Origin of the sequence: Clostridium sp. (assembly GCF_047718555.1) — a bacterium.
Taxonomy (GTDB): Bacteria; Bacillota; Clostridia; order Clostridiales; family Clostridiaceae; genus Clostridium_I.
Genome location: NZ_JBDNRK010000009.1, coordinates 49199 through 71034 on the forward strand (window position 1 = coordinate 49199; position 21836 = coordinate 71034).

The following is a 21836-nucleotide window of genomic DNA, read 5'->3' on the forward strand; positions in this document are numbered from 1 at the left end:
ACTCCTACTTTTAATTATTTCCTTTTATTTTTCTTTTGAACGGACGAGATTAAAAAGCTGAATCTTACTTGTTACTTCAAGCTTTTTATATATGTTCTGTATATGGTTATCCACAGTTTTATTGGCTATATAAAGGTTTTCTGCAATTTGTTTATATGTAAGTCCGGCAAGAAGCATTTCAATTACTTCAATTTCTTTTTCTGTAATAGAATACTTTTTTATAAAGAATTCCGTTAATTTGTCATCTTCAATAAACGCTGGCGAATTGAAATATCTATTTGCAAAACCAAGTGAACATATATTTATCACCAGAAAGTAAGAAGGCAATGACAATATTTTAAGTAAAATAACATCTTCAAGTACCGGAATATACACTCGAAAAGATTCAAAAATAAAAAATGGTAAGAAGATTAATGTAATTATTGTAAATACATTAACAGCTTTTTTAAAATCCTTATTTCCTATTTGTTTATAACTTAATATTGTTATTAATAATTCATAGACGATTACAAGTATTATTGAAGCTCTAACAGTATAACCTAGATATATTGCATTGCTCAAATAATAAATTGTAATAGCTATTAATTGGAAGGCAGAAACAAATAAAATAATTATCTTTTTTGTATTTGATATTTCTTTTCCTAGCAATGAATTTATTAAAAACAATCCAAAAAAACTGCTTAAAGAGGTTCCTGTAATATCAAAAATCCTTGATAAGATGATAATAAAGCTTTCCACGTCTTTCATTCGTGCTACATATGTGTTCAAAAATATTGAACTTTGAATAAAAAAGAAAGATATATTCAATCCAATAAATAATTCTAGAGACCTTTTATTATAGTTTTGATTTATAAAAACCGAAATTGAAATAGATGCAACACCTATAAAAAGTGAAATAATGCTGAATAAAATTACTATATCTTTCATGTAATCTCCTTTCACCTTAAAAATCAGTTGCTTTATTATATTATAATATTCCTTCCATATGGATTCAATCAAAATCAGCCTAAAAAGCATATAGGGAATATCCCCTATCTCTGTTTTTTATCTTAAATAAGGTATTTTACTTATTGTATATTAACGCATTTCTATAGTTTACTTATATCAAGCGCTTAATTTTTAATTTGAAAGGAACATTCTATATGAACATGAGAAAATTTACAAGTTTCATTACATTTTTTTTATTACCCATCACTCTCAATTATTTTTCTCCGGTATTACTTGTTCAGGCTGGATTTGAAAATACCTTTTCAGTTATGCATATTGTTTTTGCTCTTATGACTATTTCAGCTATATTTTTCGGTGCCGCATGGTGCGGTTACATATGTCCTTTTGGTGCATTACAGGATCAACTCCCAGATAAAGGGATAAACCCAAGACTTATGAACTCCAAAGCGTTTAATCTAAAATATATAACAGGAACTATATTTTTAATTTTAATCTTATTACCAATCATTCAATACGGATTTAAGGATGTAATAATATTCTATCATATGGAGGATACTAAGGTAACTGTGGACAGTATGCACGGTATAATTCTGTACTACATAATAACAGGTTCGATAGTCCTGATCTGTGCTGTATTTGGGAAACGCGTGTGGTGTCGGTATTTTTGTCCTATGTATATTCTAAATTATATCGGCATTCAGATATCAAAAATATTTAAACTTCCACGACTCAAGATTTCGCCAGACATCAACAAATGTACTGGTTGTCGTAAATGCAATGATTCTTGCATCATGGGACTAAATGTTGCTGACATGGTTAAAAACAACAAATGGAATCATAATGAGTGCGTGCAATGTGGAGAATGCATTAAAACTTGTAAAGTAAATGCTCTAAAAAGAGATTTAGGTTGATTTCTAAGTATGGCGTAGAGCAGTGCCTAAATTCGGTGCATTGAGCTATGTATCCTTGTCCTTCTTACTCAGTTTACACAAAATTTTTTAAAGGGTCTAGAACTCCGAAAATCTTTTATAGGTTTTCAGAGTCATCCTTTTATTTCTTAGCTTTTTTAACAACACACAGCACTCCACATGTGTCTAGGCAAAATAATGATACTGAAACGCAGAATTATTGCACTTATACCCCGGGGGGCTCTTTAGAGAGCGGGGGCCGTGATTAATTTTCATTTCTTAGATCTTTTAACAGTCCTTCAAACCATTGAACATTTACTAAGTGATGAGAAAGTGAATTTTCCAACATTTTTTTAAAATAAGTGGGGATAGTCTCATTATATTCAAGAGATTGTTCTAATAAAAAAACTTTCTGATTAGTTTGTTCGATTTGTATTTCTATTAGTTTTTTTAGTTCCTCGCTTTTATATTCATTAGCAAATAGCATTGCTGCATAAAAAGATAAATTTACATACTCAGTCTTAGAGCCATACTTATACATCAATTTTTCAAATTCTTTATCCCCTAGTTCAGTTATGATATAATTACGCGTCTCTCTAGTATTGTCTAATTGGTCAACTTTTTTAATATATTGTTTTTCTTCTAATTGTTGAAGATTATAATAGAATGACCCTTTAGTGAAATTCACTATATATTTATAGTGTCTCTCTTCCATTAAAGCTAATAATTCGTATCCGTAAGAACCTGGGTTTTGTTTTAATAAACCTAAAATTAGTAATGGTATCAAAAAAACATCTCCTTTATGTTCTTCAAAATTATATTAATAGTTATTTCATAATTATAAGGTTTAATCATTGTTGATTTGTATGACTTGAGATACGAATTTATCATATGATATTTTTCCTAATGCAAAATCCATACTTTATATATATATCTTTTCTGCTTTGGTATGTGTTCTGGCATGATTTCAATCTAGCAACTCATTTTCATTAATTAATGGCTTCAATACATGTTGCCTATTAGAAAAGGCTTCAAAATCTCCTAAATCACCAATATTTACCAAAACTAATTTTCTTTGCAAATTTGAAATTTATTATTGGTAATTTCCAAACTCCCGTGAGCTATTTCGAAATTCAGTTGGAGTCATGCCTCTTTTAGCAGTAAATTGTTTTATAAAGTACGTGTCATACTCAAACCCGGCAGCACGCGCAATTTCGTTCAAGCTCATACCTGTATGCGTCAGAAGATTCTCTGCAACCTTTAGACGATATGAGGATAGGTATTCCATAGCTGTACATCCACATAAATCCTGAACCTTTTTATTTAGTGACACGCGATTCAAATGAGCGCATCTTGTTAAGTCTTCTAAACTTATTTTATCAGAATAGTTTGTGTGTATATATTCCAAAACTAAATTGACAGGTGATTGTTCGCTATGGTGGTTCAACTCTTCAAGTAACCCTAATATTTGTATTAGGTATTTTTTTATTCTGCACACCCAAAGTGAATCGCTCTGTGCATATACTTCTGTTCCTATAACAAAGAACCACTCATATAATTTGGAATAGGATTTCTCAGTTACTGTATATACCCCATTATGAATATTATCTTTTTTAAAAAGCGAAAGACCTGTTTCTATTCTTAAACTGGTTGACAGATAGCCCTGGGATTGAGAAAAATGAGCTGTATTAAAAAAATCAGGATGGAAACAAAATGACTGTGAAGATACATTTTGCTTTTCGAAAACTTGTATGGTATCCTCCATAGACAAACAAAGAATACTTGGAGCAACAATTTTAATGGGATAGTCATTCATTTGTAAATTCATACTTCCACTTGTAATAAAAATTATAGTGAATCTCTCCTTATATGGGAGATTACTAAAACTTTCATCTGCAATAAATTCAATATATACAGTTCTATTCTTATGACGGTCCATTTGGGGCATAAATATTCCTCCACTAACAAATAGTATAGTTTAAAGCTTCATTTATAACATTGTATCATAATTTTTAAATGATATACTGTTAATAATTACTGAAGAAAAGTTATGGTTAACAAATTTTGCTATAACTTATTGAAAGGAGAATCATTATGTCTATTCAACCCTTCAATATCCAAGTATCTGATGAGGCACTTGATGATTTGAAATACAGGCTAGAACATGTCCGCTGGTCTGATCAGTTAGACGGCTCAACTTGGGAACAAGGTACTGATATAAATTATTTACAATCGCTGGTTTCGTATTGGCGGGAACAATTTGACTGGCGTGCACAAGAAACCGAGTTAAACCGCTTTTCTCAGTTTCGCTGTAATGTGGATGGGATAGATATTCACTTCGTACATGAGCGTGGTAATGGGCCTAGTCCTATACCAATTATTCTTACTCATGGATGGCCTGATAGTTACATACGCTACCAAAAGATTATTCATCTTCTTACTGATCCTGCCTATCACGGCGGCGATGCGGCAGACTCTTTTGATGTAATCGTTCCTTCTATACCGGGATTTGGCTTCTCTAGCCGTCCTAAACATAGTGGTGTCAATAATTATCGAGTTTCTGAGCTCTGGGCAAAACTAATGACCGAAAAACTTGGCTATAGTAAGTTCGCTGCTGCAGGCGGGGATGTTGGTTCAGGTGTTACAAGATATCTGGCATTAAACCATCCCGAACTTCTAATGGGAATCCACCTTACCGATATTGGTATCATTAGAGATCTCATGATTTCACAGAATGAAGAACTTTCAGAAGAAGAATTAAACTATAAGAAAAGTGCCCCTCTATGGATTTCTAACGAGGGAGGTTATATGTCTATTCAATCCACAAAGCCTCAAACTCTGTCATATGGACTTTCTGACTCACCAGTAGGTTTGGCTGCTTGGATTATTGAAAAATTTCGTGCATGGAGCGATTGTAATGGTGACTTACAGCAAAGATTTAGCGAGGATGAATTACTAACTAATATAATGATCTATTGGGTTACAAATTCCATAGGATCATCATCGCGTATATATTATGAAAACATGCATTCTTTGCCATCAATGGGGCATATAGAGGTACCAACAGGTATAGCTCTTTTCCCGGCTGATATATTGTTACCACCTAAAGAATGGGCTGAGCGCAATCTGAATATCACACGTTGGACTACAATGCCTAGTGGAGGACATTTTACTGCCATGGAAGAACCTGAACTTCTAGCTGAAGAAATTCGAGCCTTCTTCAGACCATATAGAACTAAAACCAAAAAGTAATATTGGACTTCCTTTTAACCCCATTGAGGAAATAACATGTATTTTTTATATAATGTAAAAAAATACTCTGAACGACATTTTGGTGATGGCGAAAAAATACAAAAAGTATATCACACTGGTGAAAAGTTTAAATTAAATTTTCACCAGTGTTGTTTTATAGATTATTTTCTCTCAGCAATATTCGCTGGTATTAAAGCATTTCTTATTCCATCAAATTATTATAAAATATTGCGTTGTTAATTTAATCAAATCGATTATCAGCTTTTTTCTGTTGTCTGTGGAAAATTTAGACCCTGAGCGATCCACGGAATCCCCTGGCACCATAGTAAGACTCCGCACCGTTATGATACACAAAGACATTGCCGTAGCGAAAATCAGCAAAGATGGCACCACCGAGCTTTCTAATCTCAGAAGGTGTTTTCACCCAGCTCGATGTTTTCATATCGAAATTTCCAAGTTTCTGCAGCTCTCGATATTGTTCTTCCGTTAAAAGCTCAATGCCCATGCCAGCCGCCATATCAATAGCGTTATTTTCCGGTTTATGTTCTTTCCTTGACTCCAACGCTTCACGATCGTAACAAACACTTCTGCGGCCTTTAGGACTTTCCGCTGAACAATCGTAAAAAATATATTTGCCCGTCTTATTATCATGACAAACAACATCTGGTTCACCGCCGGTTCTTTCCATTTCATTGAGTGACCACAGTTTTTCAGTATTAGCTTCCAGCTTTGCTTCTACTTTAGCCCATTCAAGATCTTTATGGCGGTTCATGTTTTTCTCAAAACGGGCTTTCAATGTTCTGAGTAGTTCTTCACGTTGTTCTGGTGTCAACTCCTTTTTTTCATTTCCCATAATGAAGCCTCCTCGTAATTAAGTTTTCAAAATCTTATATATTATCGTACTATTTTAACTTCTACTATTCAAATAATAAAATCTTTCACACTAGCAAGCAAGAACAAACAGTCTATATTTCCAATTTTTTATATGCTATAATTAAAGTGAAGGAAAGTCAATTTTCAAGGAATGAAAACTTAATAGGGAGATAAAATTTTATTTTTTTATTCTATGGAAATATACAAAATCAAACAATTTCGCAATGTCCATAGTTCTGCGTAAAAGTTAGATCCCTCCTAAACAAAAATCCCCCCAAACTATCAGTCTGAGGGAACATATAACACACTATAAAATTTTCTAAAAATCCGTAAAGCCTTTGATATCAGGCTATTTCTCGTGTATCAACACAACCTCAACGTGGTAGAGACGAAGCATGACATTTAAAATCTACTACTTTAAATATAATAGTTGTCATCTTTAACAATTACATTTATATCTCATAAATTATAATAAGTTAACCTATATTATAGTAAGCTTCAAACAAAATTAGTTTATACCAACATAAGTTGCTGTAATTTATTTTTTGTATGATCATCAACAGGCATTTGAATAGTAATATTTACGCCCTCTGCTTCTGTAGATTTAAATGAAATATAACTTACATATAAGTTTCCTACTATAGGATGATGTAAAAGTTTTTGCCCCTCTGGTGTCCCCATTATTTCTTGTTCATTCCACCATTTATGGAAGAGTGGATTTTTTTTATCCAGTTCATTTATAATCTCTTTTATTTTATTATCATTTTCATAATAGCTATAATTTGCTCTTAACTGTTCAACACGCAGCTTAGAATGTCCCTCCCAATTATCTAATAGTTTCTTTAGATAATCATCATTAAAGGCTCTCCATATAGTATTTCTTTCTTTCTCATTCATTTCTTCATAATTACCATAAACTTTTAGGGCAGCTTTATTCCATGCAATCATGTTCCAACTGCTATCAGTAACATAGGCCATATTAGGATTTTGAGCATCTAAAAATTTTTGCAATGCTTCAGAAATAGTAATGTTATTACTGTCTTCAACATGTAATTTTTTATCAGACAAATTAAATAAGTATCTTTTTTCTTCATTATTTAGCTGTAAGACTCTGCTTAAAGAATTTAATACATCTATTGAAGGATTAACATTCTGCCCTTGTTCAATACGTACATACCAATCAATACTTACCCCTGCTAAATCTGCAACTTCCTCTCTTTTTAAACCTTCAACTCTTCTTCTTTTATTTGATTCAAGTCCAAATTGATTAGGACTTAGTGTTGCTCTCTTCTTTTTTAAAAATAATCCAAGTTCCTTGCTTTTAGTCATAGCCATCCTCCAATATATAATTTAATTATTAATGAAAAATTTATGAAGTTATTTTAGAGAGTTATTTAAGTAGTTCTAAATATATGATTATTTATCCTAGGATAATCTAATCTCTATTTAAATGGATAATTCAATTATATACTAAATTCATAACTTATAGGAAGGATGATGTAAAAATGAATAGAGATTCAAAAAATAATAATTTTTCAAAACAATTATTAATAGTATTGACTATTATATGTGCAATTGGAGTAGCTAACTTGTATTATGACCAAGTTTTACTAACTAATATTTCTAAAAGTTTTTCTGTGTCTGCTTCATTGTCTGGTGTACTGATTACAGCGATACAGATAGGTTACACAATAGGACTATTGCTTATTGTACCGTTAGGAGATAGGTATAGTAGAAAAATGCTAATCATTTTAAGTATCATTTGTTCAGCTGTGTTATTATATTTAATGACTTTAGTGTCTTCGTTTAATCTAATAGTAATTATAGGATTTTTAATGGGTCTTTCCACTGTTTCTGCACAGCTTATAATACCATTTGTTTCATCAAATATGCCATCAGAAAAACGAGGTGTAATAGTTGGTCACTTGCTAACCGGAGTATTCCTGGGGGTTCTATTAGGCAGGGTATTTGGCGGAGTCATTGGGCAATTATTGGGTTGGAAATCAGTTCATGAAATTGCAGCAATAGTCTTGTTAATTTTTGCAGTATACTTATACTATGCGCTTCCAAATGATAATATAGAAAAGGAAAACTCATATAAAAAGATTATATTGTCTTTACCACCGTTATTAAAAAGAGAAAAGGTATTAAGAGAAACAATAGTTTTTGGTGCTGCTGCATTTTGTGCCTTCAATATTTTTTGGGTTTCATTATCCTTTATTTTAGAAAATCCTCCCTATCATTATGGTAGTGCCATGGTCGGAGTCTTTGGATTTTTAGGTGTAGCAGGTGCATTAGCCGCTGGATTTACAGGTAAATTAACAAATAGTAAAAAAGTAGGTCTATGGAACATTTTGGCACTATCTATTATGTTTATATCTTTTTTAGTCTTAGGTATAGGCTGGTCTAAGTTTATAATTCTTATTCTTATAACATTTACTTTGGATGTTGGCTCAAGAATGAATATGTCATTAAATCAAGGACGTCTTTATAAACTTAATCCACAAAATCATAGCAGACTAAACTCACTTTATATGGTTGGATACTATTTAGGAGGATCACTTGGATCATGGCTTGGCACCTATGTATATCATTTATTTGGGGTGATGGGAATTATGATTGTAAGTTGTGTTGTGCTTTTATTAGCATATAGTTATTATTTAATTACTAATAAACTTTTAAATGGAAGACGCTTGAATAAATCACCAAATGTATTTACCCATAAAAATGAAAACATCAGTAATTTTTAAAGTGGTTTTAGAACGTTATTTAAATAGTACTAAGCATATGATTATTTATCCTATGATAATTTATCTTCTATTTAAAAGAATCATTTAATTATATAATAATTTTATAAAAATATATTTCTATGGATTTTATATTATAAAGTAAAGACGAGGAGAATAAAAATGAATTTAATAACTGTAGATCAAGAGAAATGTGTTAAGTGTGGATTTTGTGTAAATGAGTGCCCCGAACAAGTATTTAGACTTGGAGAGAATGGTCCTGAAGAAGTTTATCCTGAAAACTGTATTGCCTGCGGTCATTGTGTAGCTGTTTGTCCAAAGGAAGCTATGGATAACATAAAAACACCATTATCCAATCAAGTCAGCTCAAAAAAATTTCCAAAATTGAGTCCTGAAGAGGCACAAAACTTTCTTCGTTCAAGACGTTCTATTCGCTCTTATAAAGAAACTCCTGTTCCAAGAGAAAAATTAATAGACCTTGTTAATATTGCCCATTTTGCTCCTTCAGGACATAATCTACAAGGCGTATCCTATATTATAATAGATGATAGGAAAATACTTGATAAAGCGATTGAACTTACTGCTAAGGAATTAGGAAGTGATAAATCATTAAGTCAATTTATTAAACCTTATCGTGAAGAAGGAAGTGATACTATTTTACGAGGAGCACCTTGCCTTGTCCTAGCAACTACTGATGCAGATTTTCTACGAGGAAGAGAAAATTCTATTTTTTCATTAGCATACATGGAACTATATGCGCCAACTCTTGGATTGGGTTCATGTTGGGCTGGAGTATTTGAAAGGGTTGCACTTAAAGACAATTCCCCACTACTTAAATTATTTAATATTCCTAAAAACAAAAAGATAACTGGTGTCGTTATGGTAGGATATCCAAAATACACCTATCCAAGACTAGTGGATAGAAATCCGTTAGAATTTACTTTTATGAATCCGTAATATTATCCTGAAAATTCAAAATAAAAAACAAACCTTTAAAGTTGTTTAACATAGCCTTGTCTCCTTTTTATACGATTGTTTTCCCAGATTCAACTTATATTTTAGGGCTTAGCTATGTTTTTTCTATTAAGTATATCCTTTTTCTAATTCTTCATTAAGTTCTAGTTCAGCTAAGTCTAAAAGTGCTGCAGATTTTATGGAAAGAAGCTTAACATCAAAAGGAATTCCTCTTTGCATAACAACCTGTTTCAAAAATACATTTACCAAAACCCATGGTTGCATATTTTACAAGTCACTGTTACCCTTAAGAATATAATGAATTTCGAAGGCGATTTATATCGCTTATAGGAGGCAATCCAAACATGCGTGCATATTCCCTGCTAAATTGAGATGGGCTTTCATAACCCACTTGAAAACCAATATTTGCAGCTTCAGATGATTCAGTAAATAACAAACGTCTAGCTTCTTGTAACCTTATAAGCTTTTGATATTGCAAAGGACTCATTGCCGTTACTTTTTTAAACTGATTATGCAATGATGATGTACTCATGTTAACTTTTTTGGCTAAATCTTCAATTCTTAGTGGTTTTGAAAAATTACTATTTATAAACTGAATGACTTTTGCAATGCAGTGTGCATGACTTCCAATCATTGCAAATTGCTTAATTAAATTTCCCTGACTATCCTGGAGAATTCTATAAAGAATTTCACGGATTATTAAAGGTGAAAGGACTGGAATATCCTTAGGTGTGTGTAAGAGACGAACAAGTCTTAACACAGCATCAAACAAATCAGAATTTATTTTATTTACAACTATTCCACGTCCTGAATCTTTCTTACCATTCCATACATCATCTGATTCCTTAATAATATCAAGTATTTGCTCAGTATTAAAATTTATTTGAACGCAGAAATATGGTTCCTCAGGACTTGCTTGAATTATTTGACCGGTAATAGGAAGGTGGACAGATGCAACCAAATATGATGTCGAATCATACTGATAATTTTCGTCAGCCAATGTTACAATTTTTGATCCCTGAGCAATTACTAATAGGGATGGTTCATAAATGGTATGTAAAGGCTCAGAAATATTAGATGCTCGAAATAACTGCAAAGTAGGTATTGCTGTAGTATGTAATCCATCTTCTCTAACAATTCCATTAATCATTGAAACCAATTCTTCTTGATAAGTTGTAATTTTGTCATTCACTAATTTTTTATCCATTTCTAACTCCTTCCTTAGATTAAATTGATGTATAAATTATATTATAGCTTGTAGGATTAGGCAATAACTAAATAAAAATAGGCTACCTAGATGATGCACCATATATATATAATTATCTTAGATACAAGATATTTAATAAAAGCGACTACAAGCTGAATATATTAAAGGAGGATTTTATTATGAATACAACTAAAAAAGAAAGAATTGCAATTGTTACAGGAGGATCACGTGGAATTGGACGTGCAATCTCAGAACGTCTCGCATCTGACGGACAAACAGTAGTTATAGCATATGCAAACAATGCTTCTGAAGCTGATAAAACTGTGGAATCTATAGTAGAAAAAGGAGGAAAAGCAATTGCTGTTAAGACAGATATTAGCGACGAAGTGGCGGTCAGCAAACTTTTTGATATGACAGAGAAAGACTTTGGCGGTGTAGATGTTGTAGTTAACTCAGCTGGTATTATGGGGCTTAATACAATTGCTAATTTCGATCTTAATAAACTTGATCAAATAATTCGTACAAACATCCGTGGTACCTTTGTTGTTGACCAACAAGCTGCCCGTCGCGTAAGATCTGGAGGTGCTATTATTAATCTTTCAACTTCAGTAAAGAAACTCGCATTACCTACTTATGCTGCCTATACTGCTAGTAAAGGAGCTGTTGATGCAATCAGTCTTGTACTCGCAAAAGAACTTCGTGGCAGAGATATTACTGTAAATGCAGTAGCTCCTGGACCAACAGCAACAGAACTGTTTTTTGAAGGTAAGGATGCTGAAACAATTGACCGCATGGCTAAGATGAACCCTATTGAGCGTTTAGGAACACCTGAAGATATTGCAGAAGTAGTTTCATTTTTAGCAGGTCCAGCTAGATGGATCAATGGTCAAACCATTTATGTTAATGGCGGAATGATATAAATCTTCGGTATTTTAGTGGTGACTGCTATATTATAGTTATTTTCCTATACAAATTCTATTTTAAGAATAAACCATGCTTCAAATTATATAAATACTGTTGCAATATGCCTTTCGATAAACAAAAAAGAAACTCTTAATAAAGATTTAGATTCTATAGATAAATATAGACAGCTTTAATAGAAAAAGCCTAGAGTTAGTTTTGAAATACTGACCTAGGCTTTTTTAGATTGCTTTTGTTTTGAAAGCTTGAGCAAAAACAACTGTTCTTACAGAAATTAAAGCTTGATAACTAAACATTATATTTTAATAGAAATGCTCAAAGAAAAGTTTTATATATTCAGATACTAGGACTGTTTTTCCCATTTTCCCCTTAAAAGCCAAAATAAAACCACCTACCAGATCAACTCCAGCAGATGGTCTAAACTCTAAAACTATTGAATTTACTGAACTGCTGACGTCTTACTTATTTTCTACACGTGAAATCAAGACCACGCACTCCACATGCGCCGTCTCCGGAAACATATCCACTGGCTGCACCTCTAAAGTCCTATATCCCAAATTATCCAATATTGAAAGATCTCTTGCCAGAGTCCCAGGATCACAGGACACATAAACTATTTTTTCAGGTTCCATTTTTGCTATTGCCTCTAAAAGAGACTTTTCACAACCTTTACGGGGTGGATCAACTACTACTACATCAGCTTTTACACCGCTATTTATAATTTCGGGAATAACTTTTTCTGCTTCACCTACCATGAATTCTACATTATCTATATTATTTTGACTTGCATTTATCTTTGCATTTTCTATGGCTTCAAATATGATTTCCACTCCATATACTTTTTTAGCTTTTTGTGATAAAAACAAAGATATAGTTCCTGTTCCACAATAGGCATCAAAGACAATTTCATTTCCCTGTAAATCAGCGTACTCCAAAGCTTTATTATATAGAACTTCTGTTTGCACAGGGTTTACCTGAAAAAATGATAATGGTGATATATTAAATTTAAATTCTCCAATAGTATCTACTATGGTATCCTTACCCCATAAAGTTTTACACTTTTCACCTAATATTACATTTGTGTTTTTAGGATTTATATTTTGAACTATGCTCTTTAAATCTTTTATATTTTCTCTCATAAGCTCAATAAATTCTTCCCTATGAGGCAGTTCATCTTTACAAGTTACAAGCACAATCATAGTCTCTCCAGTTTTAAAGGCTTTTCTCACCATTATGTGCCTTACTAAACCTACGCCTGTTTTTTCATCATATACAGGAATATTATGCTTCTTAAGCCATTGTTTTATAAGTGCTACCACTTTATCTCCAACTTCGTGTTGAATATAGCATTCTTTCATATCTATTATGTCATGACTTCTTGGAGAATAAAAACCAACCAGGAACTGATCCTTTATCCTGCCCACAGGCAATTGAACTTTATTTCTGTATCTATAGGGATTATCCATACCTATAGTATTATGAACAATAATTCCATTTTCATGGTCATATTTATTCAAAAAATTTTTATCTTCCTTTAGATGATCTTTATCAGAAGCACTAACACTAGTTTTATTAATCTTTAAATTCCCAATTCTCTCAATACAATCTTCCACTCTTTTTTTCTTAAAATTTAGCTGTTCCTTATAATTTAAATGTTGAAGCTGACAACCTCCACATCTATTGTATATTTTACATACAGGTTCTTCTCTATATTCTGATGGCTTTATTATATTTATAAGCTTTCCAAAGGCAAAATTCTTGTTTACTTTTATAATTTTAGCCTCAACCTTCTCACCTTCTAAAGCTCCCTTAACAAATACAGTAAAATTGTCTACCCTTCCTATTCCTGCTCCCTCATAACCTAGAGCCTCTATATCAATTATATAATTTTCATTTTTAACTATAGGTACACTGTTTTTCATCTATTATTTTCACCTTTCTAAAGAGAATACAAGATTTTATACGATGGCTATCTACTAAAATTCAATAAAATTTCTAGTCAATTATATCATAATTGCATTACATAAACTACAAATATCAATTTAAAGATAAACAGAGTTCTTAGTATCGGTATTTTCGATGCTTAGAAATCGTTGTCCTTTAGGGTAAATCGTTATCCAGGGACGTAGCAGTCGTTATCTCCCACTTTGATAGAAGATGGGAGTATTACGGATGGTAGTCATCGGATAAATTAAAAGAGCTCCTCTAATGTTATTAAATACATTTTAGAGAGAACTCTTTCAATAGTTTTTTAATATTTCATTATATAAAATCTACTTTAATACTTATTTTGTAAACTTACATTTAAGGATATTATTCAGAAATCTTAAACTTTAATACTAGTTCATTAAGTCTATGGGAAAGCTTTGACAGTTGATTAGCTGTGTTACCAATCTCATCCATGGTAACAGCCTGCTCTTCTGCTGCAGCTGATACCTCTTCTGTAGCAGCCGCTGTTTGCTCAGATATAGAAGAGGTAGTTTTCATTTCTGAAACAGTACCTTGAGCAGTTTCAATCATTATTTCTGTAGCAGAATTTACATCACGTACAACAGAGAAAATATTGCTTATAGCTTTTTCAATATCCTCAAAATGAGTACCTGCTTGTGATGCAGTTTCCATACCACTAGTAATTTCCTCAGATCCAGCATTCATACTGTCAGTTATGGATGCAATTTGGCCTTGTATTCCACTGATGAGCTTGGATATCTGATTAGCAGCAACAGCTGACTGTTCAGCAAGTGTTCTAACTTCATCTGCAACTACAGCAAAACCACGTCCCTGCTCTCCTGCACGGGCTGCTTCAATAGCAGCATTAAGAGCAAGTAAATTAGTCTGACTGGCAATATTGGTAATAACCTCAACAATTTTACCAATTTCTGATGATTTTGAAAGTAATAATTTACTCTCATTTAGGTTCTTTTCGTTATTTTCAACAATTATTTTCATACTGTATACTGCTTTATCTACAGCTTCGAAAGCTACAGCACTTATATTATGGGATTGCTCAGCAGTTTGAATCATATAGTTACATTTATCAGTAACCGCTTTGCTTGCTTCCTCCATTTCAATGGTCTTTTCAACGGATAAACCTACCTGCCTTGATTGTTCAGTAGTATTTTCCGCCACAACTTGTATTGCCTTTGCAACTTCCTCTGTGACTTTACTGCTATCATCGCAGGAAATAGCAAGATTACTGGAAAGATTATTAACTTTTGTGGCTTCCGTACTTATATCTCCCACTATATTTCTCAAGGCTTCAATAGTATGGTTAAAAGCCCTAGCCAGACTTCCAATTTCGTCCTTGGATTTAATTTCTATAGAGCCGCTCAAATCTCCAGTGGACACCACTTCAGCAAACTTGTTAAGATGAATTAACGGTTTGATAAGATGACTGGCAGCAAAGTAAATAGCTAATGATAAAATAGCAGTAGCTATAAAAGCTATTATTAACATAATTATAAGCAATTGATTTGCTCCAGCAAAAAGTTCATCCTCATATACTACATTAATGGATGTCCACCCAGCTATAGGTGCTCTTGCATAAAAAGCCATTTTTTTGTCTTTGCCTTCACCAAAACTAAATGTACCCGATTTATTAGCAGCAACAAGTTTACCAAGTTTGTTAAGCTCAGCATCATTAACTGTACTGATTTTTTCTTTCATTGCCCAATCTTTGTTTGGATGTACAATAAAAGTTCCATCATTGGCCAATAATATTCCATAGCCTTTTTTGCCATATTTTTCATTATCGACTATCTGCTGCACAGCCTCTATTGCCAAACTTGCACCAGCCCCTGCTACAACTTTGCCCTGGTCATTTTTTTGCCATGCAACCATCATTACCACATTTCTTCCATAGGCTTGAGAATATGTAGGTTTGAATATAGCATCATAGGGTATACCATTGGTCTTGGAATATCTTTCCGCAGCTTCCTCTGCAGCCGCTTTAGCCCAAGGGTCAGTTCTAAATTGTCCATCTTTAGCATTATAATATCTTGCTGTAAGTTTACTTAAACTATTAGGATCACTCCACTCATTTGGTTCTAAAGAATTTAAAATATGTAAAGCTGCATATTGATTAGTATATGTAGTATTGACAAATTTCCAACGCGCTAAATTTAACTCATCCACAAGTTTTATTGAATCACTATTACTTTTAAGATCAAGAGTAGGATTAGTATCCAAAATGCGTTTTATCATAGGATTTTGAACAGTCTCCTGAACCTCTGCAAGTCTTCCTGTTAACCAAGTATTAATATGATTTGTAGCTTCATTTGTTCTAAGTGACATTGAATTGACTAATTCAGTTTCCATTACTTTTCTAAACTGAACATATGCTACTGAAGTTAGTATCAATAATCCTGCTATAACCAATGGCAAAATTACAGCAATTAATTTAGTTTTAAAAGACATTTTCATAAATTTTGATCTCCTTATATAAATGAATAAAATATAGAACACTTCTATATTTTACTCATTTCCTATGCTTTTGTTTTTTTACTATTGAAGCAAGTTCTTAATTCAGGTGGGGATTCTTTTACCCCATCTGAATTTTAGAACTGCAAATGCATGGCTTACTTGGCGTTGAACTCCCACTTGAAGAAAAGTAGAGAACCCAAATTTTAATTTGGTGTGAATCACTTTCACAGAGTGCGTGGGAGACTTACGCCAAGTTAGTCAGGTTAAAATTTCGAACTATAACCTGCATAATAGATAAGTGTATAATTTATACTAAATCAAGCTCAAAATTTTTTTAATTTCTTGACTAATATTTTTGAAATTCACCATTGTAAAGCCATACATGCTTTAAATCATCCCTATTATTATCAAAAGTCTCTCGATCTCTCATCTTTTTTGCCGGTATTCCTGCCACTAATGTATTTGATTCAACGCTTTTATTCAATAAAGAACAAGCAGCAACTATAGACTGTTCTCCAATTGTTACACCTGGTAATATAGTTGAATTTGAATATATTTTAGCATAATCTTTTATTATTACAGGCGCATAGCTTCTAAGGGAATGGTCATGCTCTGCGTGAGAGTGAGTAAATATTGTTACTCCTTCTCCTATACCTACTGAATTTCCAACTATCAAACCACCTTTACCATCTATAAGTGTTCCTTTATTTATAAAAACATCATCACCCATTTCAATATTATCTGGTACATTAAAACGAACATTTTCTTCAGCTATAAAATTATTTCCACAGGACTTAAATAATTTACTTGCTAATATGGCTCTAAATGGAATAGCAAAGTTTGCTATAAGACACATAGGTGACTTATCCAATACATCCCATAAAAAATGTAAATATCTCTTTTCATCCGAAAAACCTATCTCCTTATTTCTAGGTAAATAATCTCCATACAATTTAATTTCTTCTATGATTTCAAAAGGAAAAGAACATTTTAAAACATTTAAAATATGTATTACACCGTCTTTATTTATACCCCTCTCAACAATATTTTCCATTTGTATCAATAAATCATCTATTTTACTCATCCTCTATTTATGATTATTAAAATCGTAAGAAAAATAATCATTTCCCCCCTTATTATAAATTTATTAATATTTACGATTTTATTAAAGCTTAAGGCATATTCAAATACTTAAATCTGAAATAATGCTTTTTAATGAATTAGCAGATACTTGAAGTTTTTTTATTTCATTTGTATCTAAAGGAATATCTATTACTTTTTCTATGCCTGAAGAATTTATGATGGTTGGAAGTGATATACATACATCATTAATTCCATACTGACCTGTTAAATAAGTTGATACTGTACGCACTGAATTCTGATTTCTAACAACTGTTTCTACTATGGTTCTTACTGCCACAGCTATTCCATAATAAGTTGAACCTTTTTTTTCTATTATTTTATATGCAGAATCTACTACTTCTTTATGTATTATATCTCTTATTTTTTCAATTTTGTGATCTTTACTCAAAAACCTTTCCATATCTACACCTAAAATATTTACTGCACTCCATACAGGTACAGAACTATCTCCATGCTCACCAATTATATAGGCGCATATATCTCTGCTGTCTACATTAATGTATTCACTTATTAAAAATTTAAATCTAGAAGTATCTAAAATTGTTCCAGAACCTATTATCTTTTTTGATTCAACTCCAATCAACTTATTTGCTACAAAAGTTAAAATATCTACTGGATTGCTAACTATTAAAATAATTGAATCTTTGCAATAATCTTTAATCTCGTTTATTATAGATTTCATTATATCTGCATTACGCTGAGTAAGATTTAATCTTGATTCTCCTGGTTTTTGAACAGTTCCAGCAGTTATAATAATAATCTTAGAGTCAGCACAATCACAGTATTTTCCCGCCTTTACTTTTATAGGCATTATAGAGGGCATACAATGATTTAAATCCATGGCTTCACCCTCAGCCTTTTCCATGTTCATATCCACTAATACAATATCTGTTACTAATGAACTTAACATTAAAGTATGTGCTATAGATGAACCTACAAGTCCAGTGCCAATAATTGATATTTTTGTTTTAAACATAACTTCCCTCCATTAATCTACTTTTAATTTATACTATAATAATTTCTTATAATATCTTTAAAAAAATGCTAAATTAAAAGGTGCCCATAAATTATAGGCACCAAATTACAAACAAGAATACAAATTATTGTTATAACCATATTTTGGCAACCTGACAATCATAGAAAACATAATCTTCTTTAGACTCATGGCTTTGCGACCTCACCTTTCAGTAAGTGTGCTATTTTCATTATAAATTTTCATATTTGTGTATAAATAGTATTATTTTTTATATTATTACATTTATTAAGGTAAAATTCAACATATTAAGCCAAATTTTTTTAGATATTGTTAAAATATTCTTATTTATCTTTATTTTCGTGTTATAAATAAAATACTTAACTTATAATTTATAAAAATCTTAAAATTATTATCATACTATAAAAAAGGATATAGAATCTTTTTTAATAAAAGTTCCATATCCTTTTTAACTTTAAAAACTTTTCATAAACAGATTTCTAAGTATCGGTATTTTCGATACTTAGAAATCGTTGTGCTTCAGGGTAAATCGTTATCCAGGGACGTAGCAGACCTTATCTCCCACTTTGATAGAAAAGCAATTTATTTTGTATTTGGCCGCTTTCACAGAGTGCGATGGGAGTATTAAACATGGTCGTCATGGGATAAAATTATGCAGTAGCTTGTCCATCATTATAGTTAAGTTGCCAGTCAATTCCAAACTTATCTGTTACACTACCATAACATTTACTCCAAAATGTTTCTTGAAGTTCCATACCTACAGTACCGCCTTCTTTCAGCTTATTAAATAAAGATTTTATTTCGTCTATGTTCTTACTGCTTATTGTAAGACTTATATTGTTTCCTGCAGTGAAAGGCATACCAGGGAAAACATCAGAAAACATAACATTACTTCCATCAATATTAAGAGTTGTATACATAACTAAGCTTTTTGCTTCATCTGGAATAGGAAATTTTGGGTCAGGTGGTGTATCTCCAAAGGACATAATTTGTGGTTTTTCTGTTTCAAAAACCTCTGCGTAAAACTCTACTGCTTCACGGCAATTTCCATTAAAATTAATAAACACATCAACAGCCATCCTTATTCATCCCCTTAGTTTAAATTAAATCATTTGCAAATGATTTAATTTAATTCTATCATCTATTTCTAAATACTTAAATATAATTTTAAAAATTACCTTCAATAAAAGTTTCACACTCAGTACATTGCTTACTGTGACAGTTTGTTCCATATATCTGCACATTTAAAGCAACACATTCCCCACGAAAATTATATCCGCATTTATGTATTTCACAAGTTACTTTTGGACTCATTACTATAGAATTTTTGTTGAAAATCTGTCTTACTTCGCCTATTATATTCATATTAAGCATACTTGCTAATGCACTTCTCAGTGTTCTGTCTGAAAAAGTCTCACAATAGTTTTTATTATTTGAATTTATATCTTTACCTTCTATATGTATAATCCTAGCTGTACATAATCCATCAATGTTATTTAAGCAATTTACAGCACTGCATATTAATTTCGCCATAATAATATCACTCCTACCATCACATTTCTCCATGATCCTAAAATCTATTTCCAATGAATATTTTTCTTACTTATGTTATTCACAATCTAGCAAATTATATCAATGCCTTAGTCATCAGATAAGCTTATCTTTTCACATTAGAATAAAAATATTCAAAAAATAAAAAAAGCGCACCTTAAAAAGGTGCAAAAAGAATCAGTTGCCAAATTTTCGATACTCCAATATATTTTAACATCTTATTATTTTAACCACAATATGTAATATTATTCATATTGTAAATTTTTATTTACTATCTCCCTATGATTTTCCAAATAAGATACATTAAAGAAAAAAAGAACACTATCAATTTTAAAATTAATAATGTTCTTCTTTTTAATAATATATTTAAATATGTATCTGGATAATTCATTTAAAGTCAGTGGAAGTAGAAACTCCCACTAAACAAAAGCTAATAATTATTTTTCAGATCCAACTACATGAACTTTTAAAAGATTTGTGCTTCCTGTATTTTGAACAGGTACCCCTGCTGCTACTACAACTAAATCTCCATCTTTAACATAGTTGTATTCTTTAGCTGCTTCTACAGATCTAACTATTAATTCATCTGTTGATTCAACTTTTTCAGCTACTATTGGAGATACTCCCCAGCTTAATGCAAGAGATCTAGCAACTTTTTCTTTTGGTGTTACTGCAATTACAGGAGCTTCTGATCTATATTTTGCAACCATTCTTGCTGTATTTCCAGTTTGAGTAGCAGTAACTATTGCAGCTGCATTAAGTTCTGCAGCTGTTTCGCTAGCAGCAAGGCTTATTGCATTTGCTATATTTTTAACTGAATTTTCTTTTCTCTTTGCAAGTATTTCTTTGTAGTTTAATTGTTTTTCTGCTGCTTGAGCAATTCTAGCCATAGTTTGTGCAGCTTCTACTGGATATGATCCATTAGCACTTTCACCACTTAACATTATAGCATCTGTACCATCAAATATTGCATTTGCTATATCTGATGCTTCTGCTCTTGTAGGTCTTGGGTTTCTTATCATTGAGTCAAGCATTTGAGTTGCAGTGATAACTGGTTTGCCTAATTTATTACATTTTCCAATAATCATTTTTTGAGTTAATGGAACTAATTCTATAGGAATTTCAACTCCCATGTCTCCTCTTGCTACCATTATTCCATCAGAAGCTTCGATAATTTCATCTATATTATCTACACCCTCTTGGTTTTCTATTTTTGAGAAGATTTGTATATGGCTTCCACCATTTTCTTGAAGTACTTTTCTTATTGCAATTACATCATCTGCTTTTCTTATAAATGAAGCTGCTACTGCATCAACTTCTTGTTCACATCCAAATATAAGATCAGATTTATCCTTGTCTGTCATAGCTGGAAGTTTTATTGAAACATTAGGTACATTAACACCTTTGTGACTTCCTACAAGTCCTGTATTAGCTACTGTGCAGTGAATATCTGTACCTTCAACTGCTTCAACAGTTAATCCAACAAGACCATCATCAATTAATATAGTATTTCCTGGCACAACATCTTTATATAAGTTTGTGTAAGTAATGGAACATTTTGTTGCATCTCCAAGAACTTCTTCTCCACAAATTACTGTGAATTTAGCTCCCTTTTGAAGTTCAAGTTTTCCACCATCAAAATTATGTGTTCTTATTTCTGGACCTTTTGTATCAAGTATTATTGCTATTGGCTTATTGTATTTTTCTCTTAATTTTTTGATAAGATCCATTCTAATCTTATGTTCAGGGTGGTCACCATGTGAGAAATTATGTCTTGATGCACTCATTCCTGCTTCGATTAATTTAGATACAACCTCTTCAGTTTCACTTGCTGGTCCTACGGTAAAGATCATTTTAGTCTTTTGCATTGTTTAACTCTCCTTATACTTTAAAAT

Annotated in this window: 19 protein-coding genes, 1 pseudogene and 1 riboswitch; of the genes and pseudogenes, 5 read left to right on the forward strand and 15 right to left on the reverse strand. The window is 31.8% G+C overall.

The genetic code is table 11. From position 1 onward, the window contains the following. Window positions 1-24: 24 nt before the first annotated feature. Complete coding sequence (locus tag ABF633_RS05695) at window positions 25-927, reverse strand: helix-turn-helix transcriptional regulator (protein WP_415522682.1); 903 nt, start codon at window positions 925-927, stop codon at window positions 25-27. A gap of 329 nt (window positions 928-1256) precedes the next feature. Between ABF633_RS05695 and ABF633_RS05700 the strand changes: the two genes are divergently transcribed. Continuing rightward, window positions 1257-1859, forward strand: a complete 603-nt coding sequence (locus tag ABF633_RS05700) for a 4Fe-4S binding protein (RefSeq protein WP_415522683.1) — start codon at window positions 1257-1259, stop codon at window positions 1857-1859. A gap of 262 nt (window positions 1860-2121) precedes the next feature. On the opposite strand, the gene ABF633_RS05705 is transcribed toward ABF633_RS05700, so the two are convergent. The 3 genes and pseudogenes from ABF633_RS05705 to ABF633_RS05715 all read right to left on the reverse strand — a co-directional run bounded on the left by ABF633_RS05705 (window position 2122) and on the right by ABF633_RS05715 (window position 3804). Beyond that, the gene (locus ABF633_RS05705; protein WP_415522684.1) at window positions 2122-2643 is read right to left on the reverse strand and encodes a PadR family transcriptional regulator; all 522 of its coding nucleotides are present in this window, start codon (window positions 2641-2643) and stop codon (window positions 2122-2124) included. Window positions 2644-2703: 60 nt separating this feature from the next. Further along, a pseudogene (locus ABF633_RS05710) lies at window positions 2704-2892 on the reverse strand (sialate O-acetylesterase); the annotation flags it as partial. Between the two features lie 57 nt (window positions 2893-2949). Then, a complete protein-coding gene (locus tag ABF633_RS05715; protein ID WP_415522685.1) occupies window positions 2950-3804 on the reverse strand; it encodes a helix-turn-helix domain-containing protein in 855 nt (284 codons plus the stop codon). 146 nt (window positions 3805-3950) lie between these two features. On the opposite strand from ABF633_RS05715, the gene ABF633_RS05720 reads away from it, so the two are divergent. Then, window positions 3951-5108: an epoxide hydrolase family protein gene (locus ABF633_RS05720; RefSeq protein ID WP_415522686.1), complete on the forward strand. Its 1158-nt coding sequence runs from the start codon at window positions 3951-3953 to the stop codon at window positions 5106-5108. A 286-nt stretch (window positions 5109-5394) separates the two neighbouring features. Here the strand turns inward: ABF633_RS05720 and ABF633_RS05725 are convergent, their stop codons facing one another. After that, complete coding sequence (locus ABF633_RS05725; protein WP_415522687.1) at window positions 5395-5961, reverse strand: DUF4256 domain-containing protein; 567 nt, start codon at window positions 5959-5961, stop codon at window positions 5395-5397. 533 nt (window positions 5962-6494) lie between these two features. After that, window positions 6495-7310 (reverse strand): helix-turn-helix transcriptional regulator, encoded by an 816-nt coding sequence (locus ABF633_RS05730; protein WP_415522688.1) that lies wholly within the window; start codon window positions 7308-7310, stop codon window positions 6495-6497. A 176-nt stretch (window positions 7311-7486) separates the two neighbouring features. Here ABF633_RS05730 and ABF633_RS05735 point away from each other — a divergent pair, with 176 nt between their 5' ends. Together ABF633_RS05735 and ABF633_RS05740 are read left to right on the forward strand one after the other, a co-directional pair. Continuing rightward, window positions 7487-8731, forward strand: a complete 1245-nt coding sequence (locus tag ABF633_RS05735) for an MFS transporter (protein WP_415522689.1) — start codon at window positions 7487-7489, stop codon at window positions 8729-8731. Between the two features lie 159 nt (window positions 8732-8890). Continuing rightward, a complete protein-coding gene (locus tag ABF633_RS05740) occupies window positions 8891-9685 on the forward strand; it encodes a nitroreductase family protein (RefSeq protein ID WP_415522690.1) in 795 nt (264 codons plus the stop codon). A 126-nt stretch (window positions 9686-9811) separates the two neighbouring features. Here ABF633_RS05740 and ABF633_RS05745 read toward each other — a convergent pair whose 3' ends face one another. Continuing rightward, window positions 9812-9952, reverse strand: a complete 141-nt coding sequence (locus tag ABF633_RS05745) for a hypothetical protein (RefSeq protein WP_415522691.1) — start codon at window positions 9950-9952, stop codon at window positions 9812-9814. 37 nt (window positions 9953-9989) lie between these two features. Beyond that, window positions 9990-10910: an AraC family transcriptional regulator N-terminal domain-containing protein gene (locus ABF633_RS05750; protein ID WP_415522692.1), complete on the reverse strand. Its 921-nt coding sequence runs from the start codon at window positions 10908-10910 to the stop codon at window positions 9990-9992. 179 nt (window positions 10911-11089) lie between these two features. Between ABF633_RS05750 and ABF633_RS05755 the strand changes: the two genes are divergently transcribed. Further along, complete coding sequence (locus ABF633_RS05755; RefSeq protein WP_415522693.1) at window positions 11090-11830, forward strand: SDR family oxidoreductase; 741 nt, start codon at window positions 11090-11092, stop codon at window positions 11828-11830. A gap of 459 nt (window positions 11831-12289) precedes the next feature. Here the strand turns inward: ABF633_RS05755 and rlmD are convergent, their stop codons facing one another. The 7 genes from rlmD to pyk all read right to left on the reverse strand — a co-directional run bounded on the left by rlmD (window position 12290) and on the right by pyk (window position 21809). Further along, a complete protein-coding gene (gene rlmD, locus ABF633_RS05760) occupies window positions 12290-13753 on the reverse strand; it encodes a 23S rRNA (uracil(1939)-C(5))-methyltransferase RlmD (protein WP_415522694.1) in 1464 nt (487 codons plus the stop codon). Between the two features lie 391 nt (window positions 13754-14144). Further along, entirely contained in the window at window positions 14145-16253 is a 2109-nt protein-coding gene (locus tag ABF633_RS05765; protein WP_415522695.1) for a methyl-accepting chemotaxis protein, read from the reverse strand. Window positions 16254-16599: 346 nt separating this feature from the next. Then, window positions 16600-17337: an acyltransferase gene (locus tag ABF633_RS05770; protein ID WP_415522696.1), complete on the reverse strand. Its 738-nt coding sequence runs from the start codon at window positions 17335-17337 to the stop codon at window positions 16600-16602. Window positions 17338-17436: 99 nt separating this feature from the next. Then, complete coding sequence (locus ABF633_RS05775) at window positions 17437-18372, reverse strand: L-lactate dehydrogenase (RefSeq protein WP_415522697.1); 936 nt, start codon at window positions 18370-18372, stop codon at window positions 17437-17439. A 142-nt stretch (window positions 18373-18514) separates the two neighbouring features. Continuing rightward, a riboswitch (cyclic di-GMP riboswitch) is annotated at window positions 18515-18604 on the reverse strand. A gap of 436 nt (window positions 18605-19040) precedes the next feature. Beyond that, window positions 19041-19469, reverse strand: coding sequence for a VOC family protein (locus tag ABF633_RS05780; protein WP_415522698.1), 429 nt, complete (start codon window positions 19467-19469; stop codon window positions 19041-19043). Window positions 19470-19557: 88 nt separating this feature from the next. Next, entirely contained in the window at window positions 19558-19923 is a 366-nt protein-coding gene (locus tag ABF633_RS05785; RefSeq protein ID WP_415522699.1) for a DUF1540 domain-containing protein, read from the reverse strand. A gap of 455 nt (window positions 19924-20378) precedes the next feature. Then, on the reverse strand, window positions 20379-21809 hold the full coding sequence (gene pyk, locus ABF633_RS05790; protein WP_415522700.1) for a pyruvate kinase: 1431 nt from the start codon (window positions 21807-21809) through the stop codon (window positions 20379-20381). Between the last annotated feature and the right edge of the window lie 27 nt (window positions 21810-21836).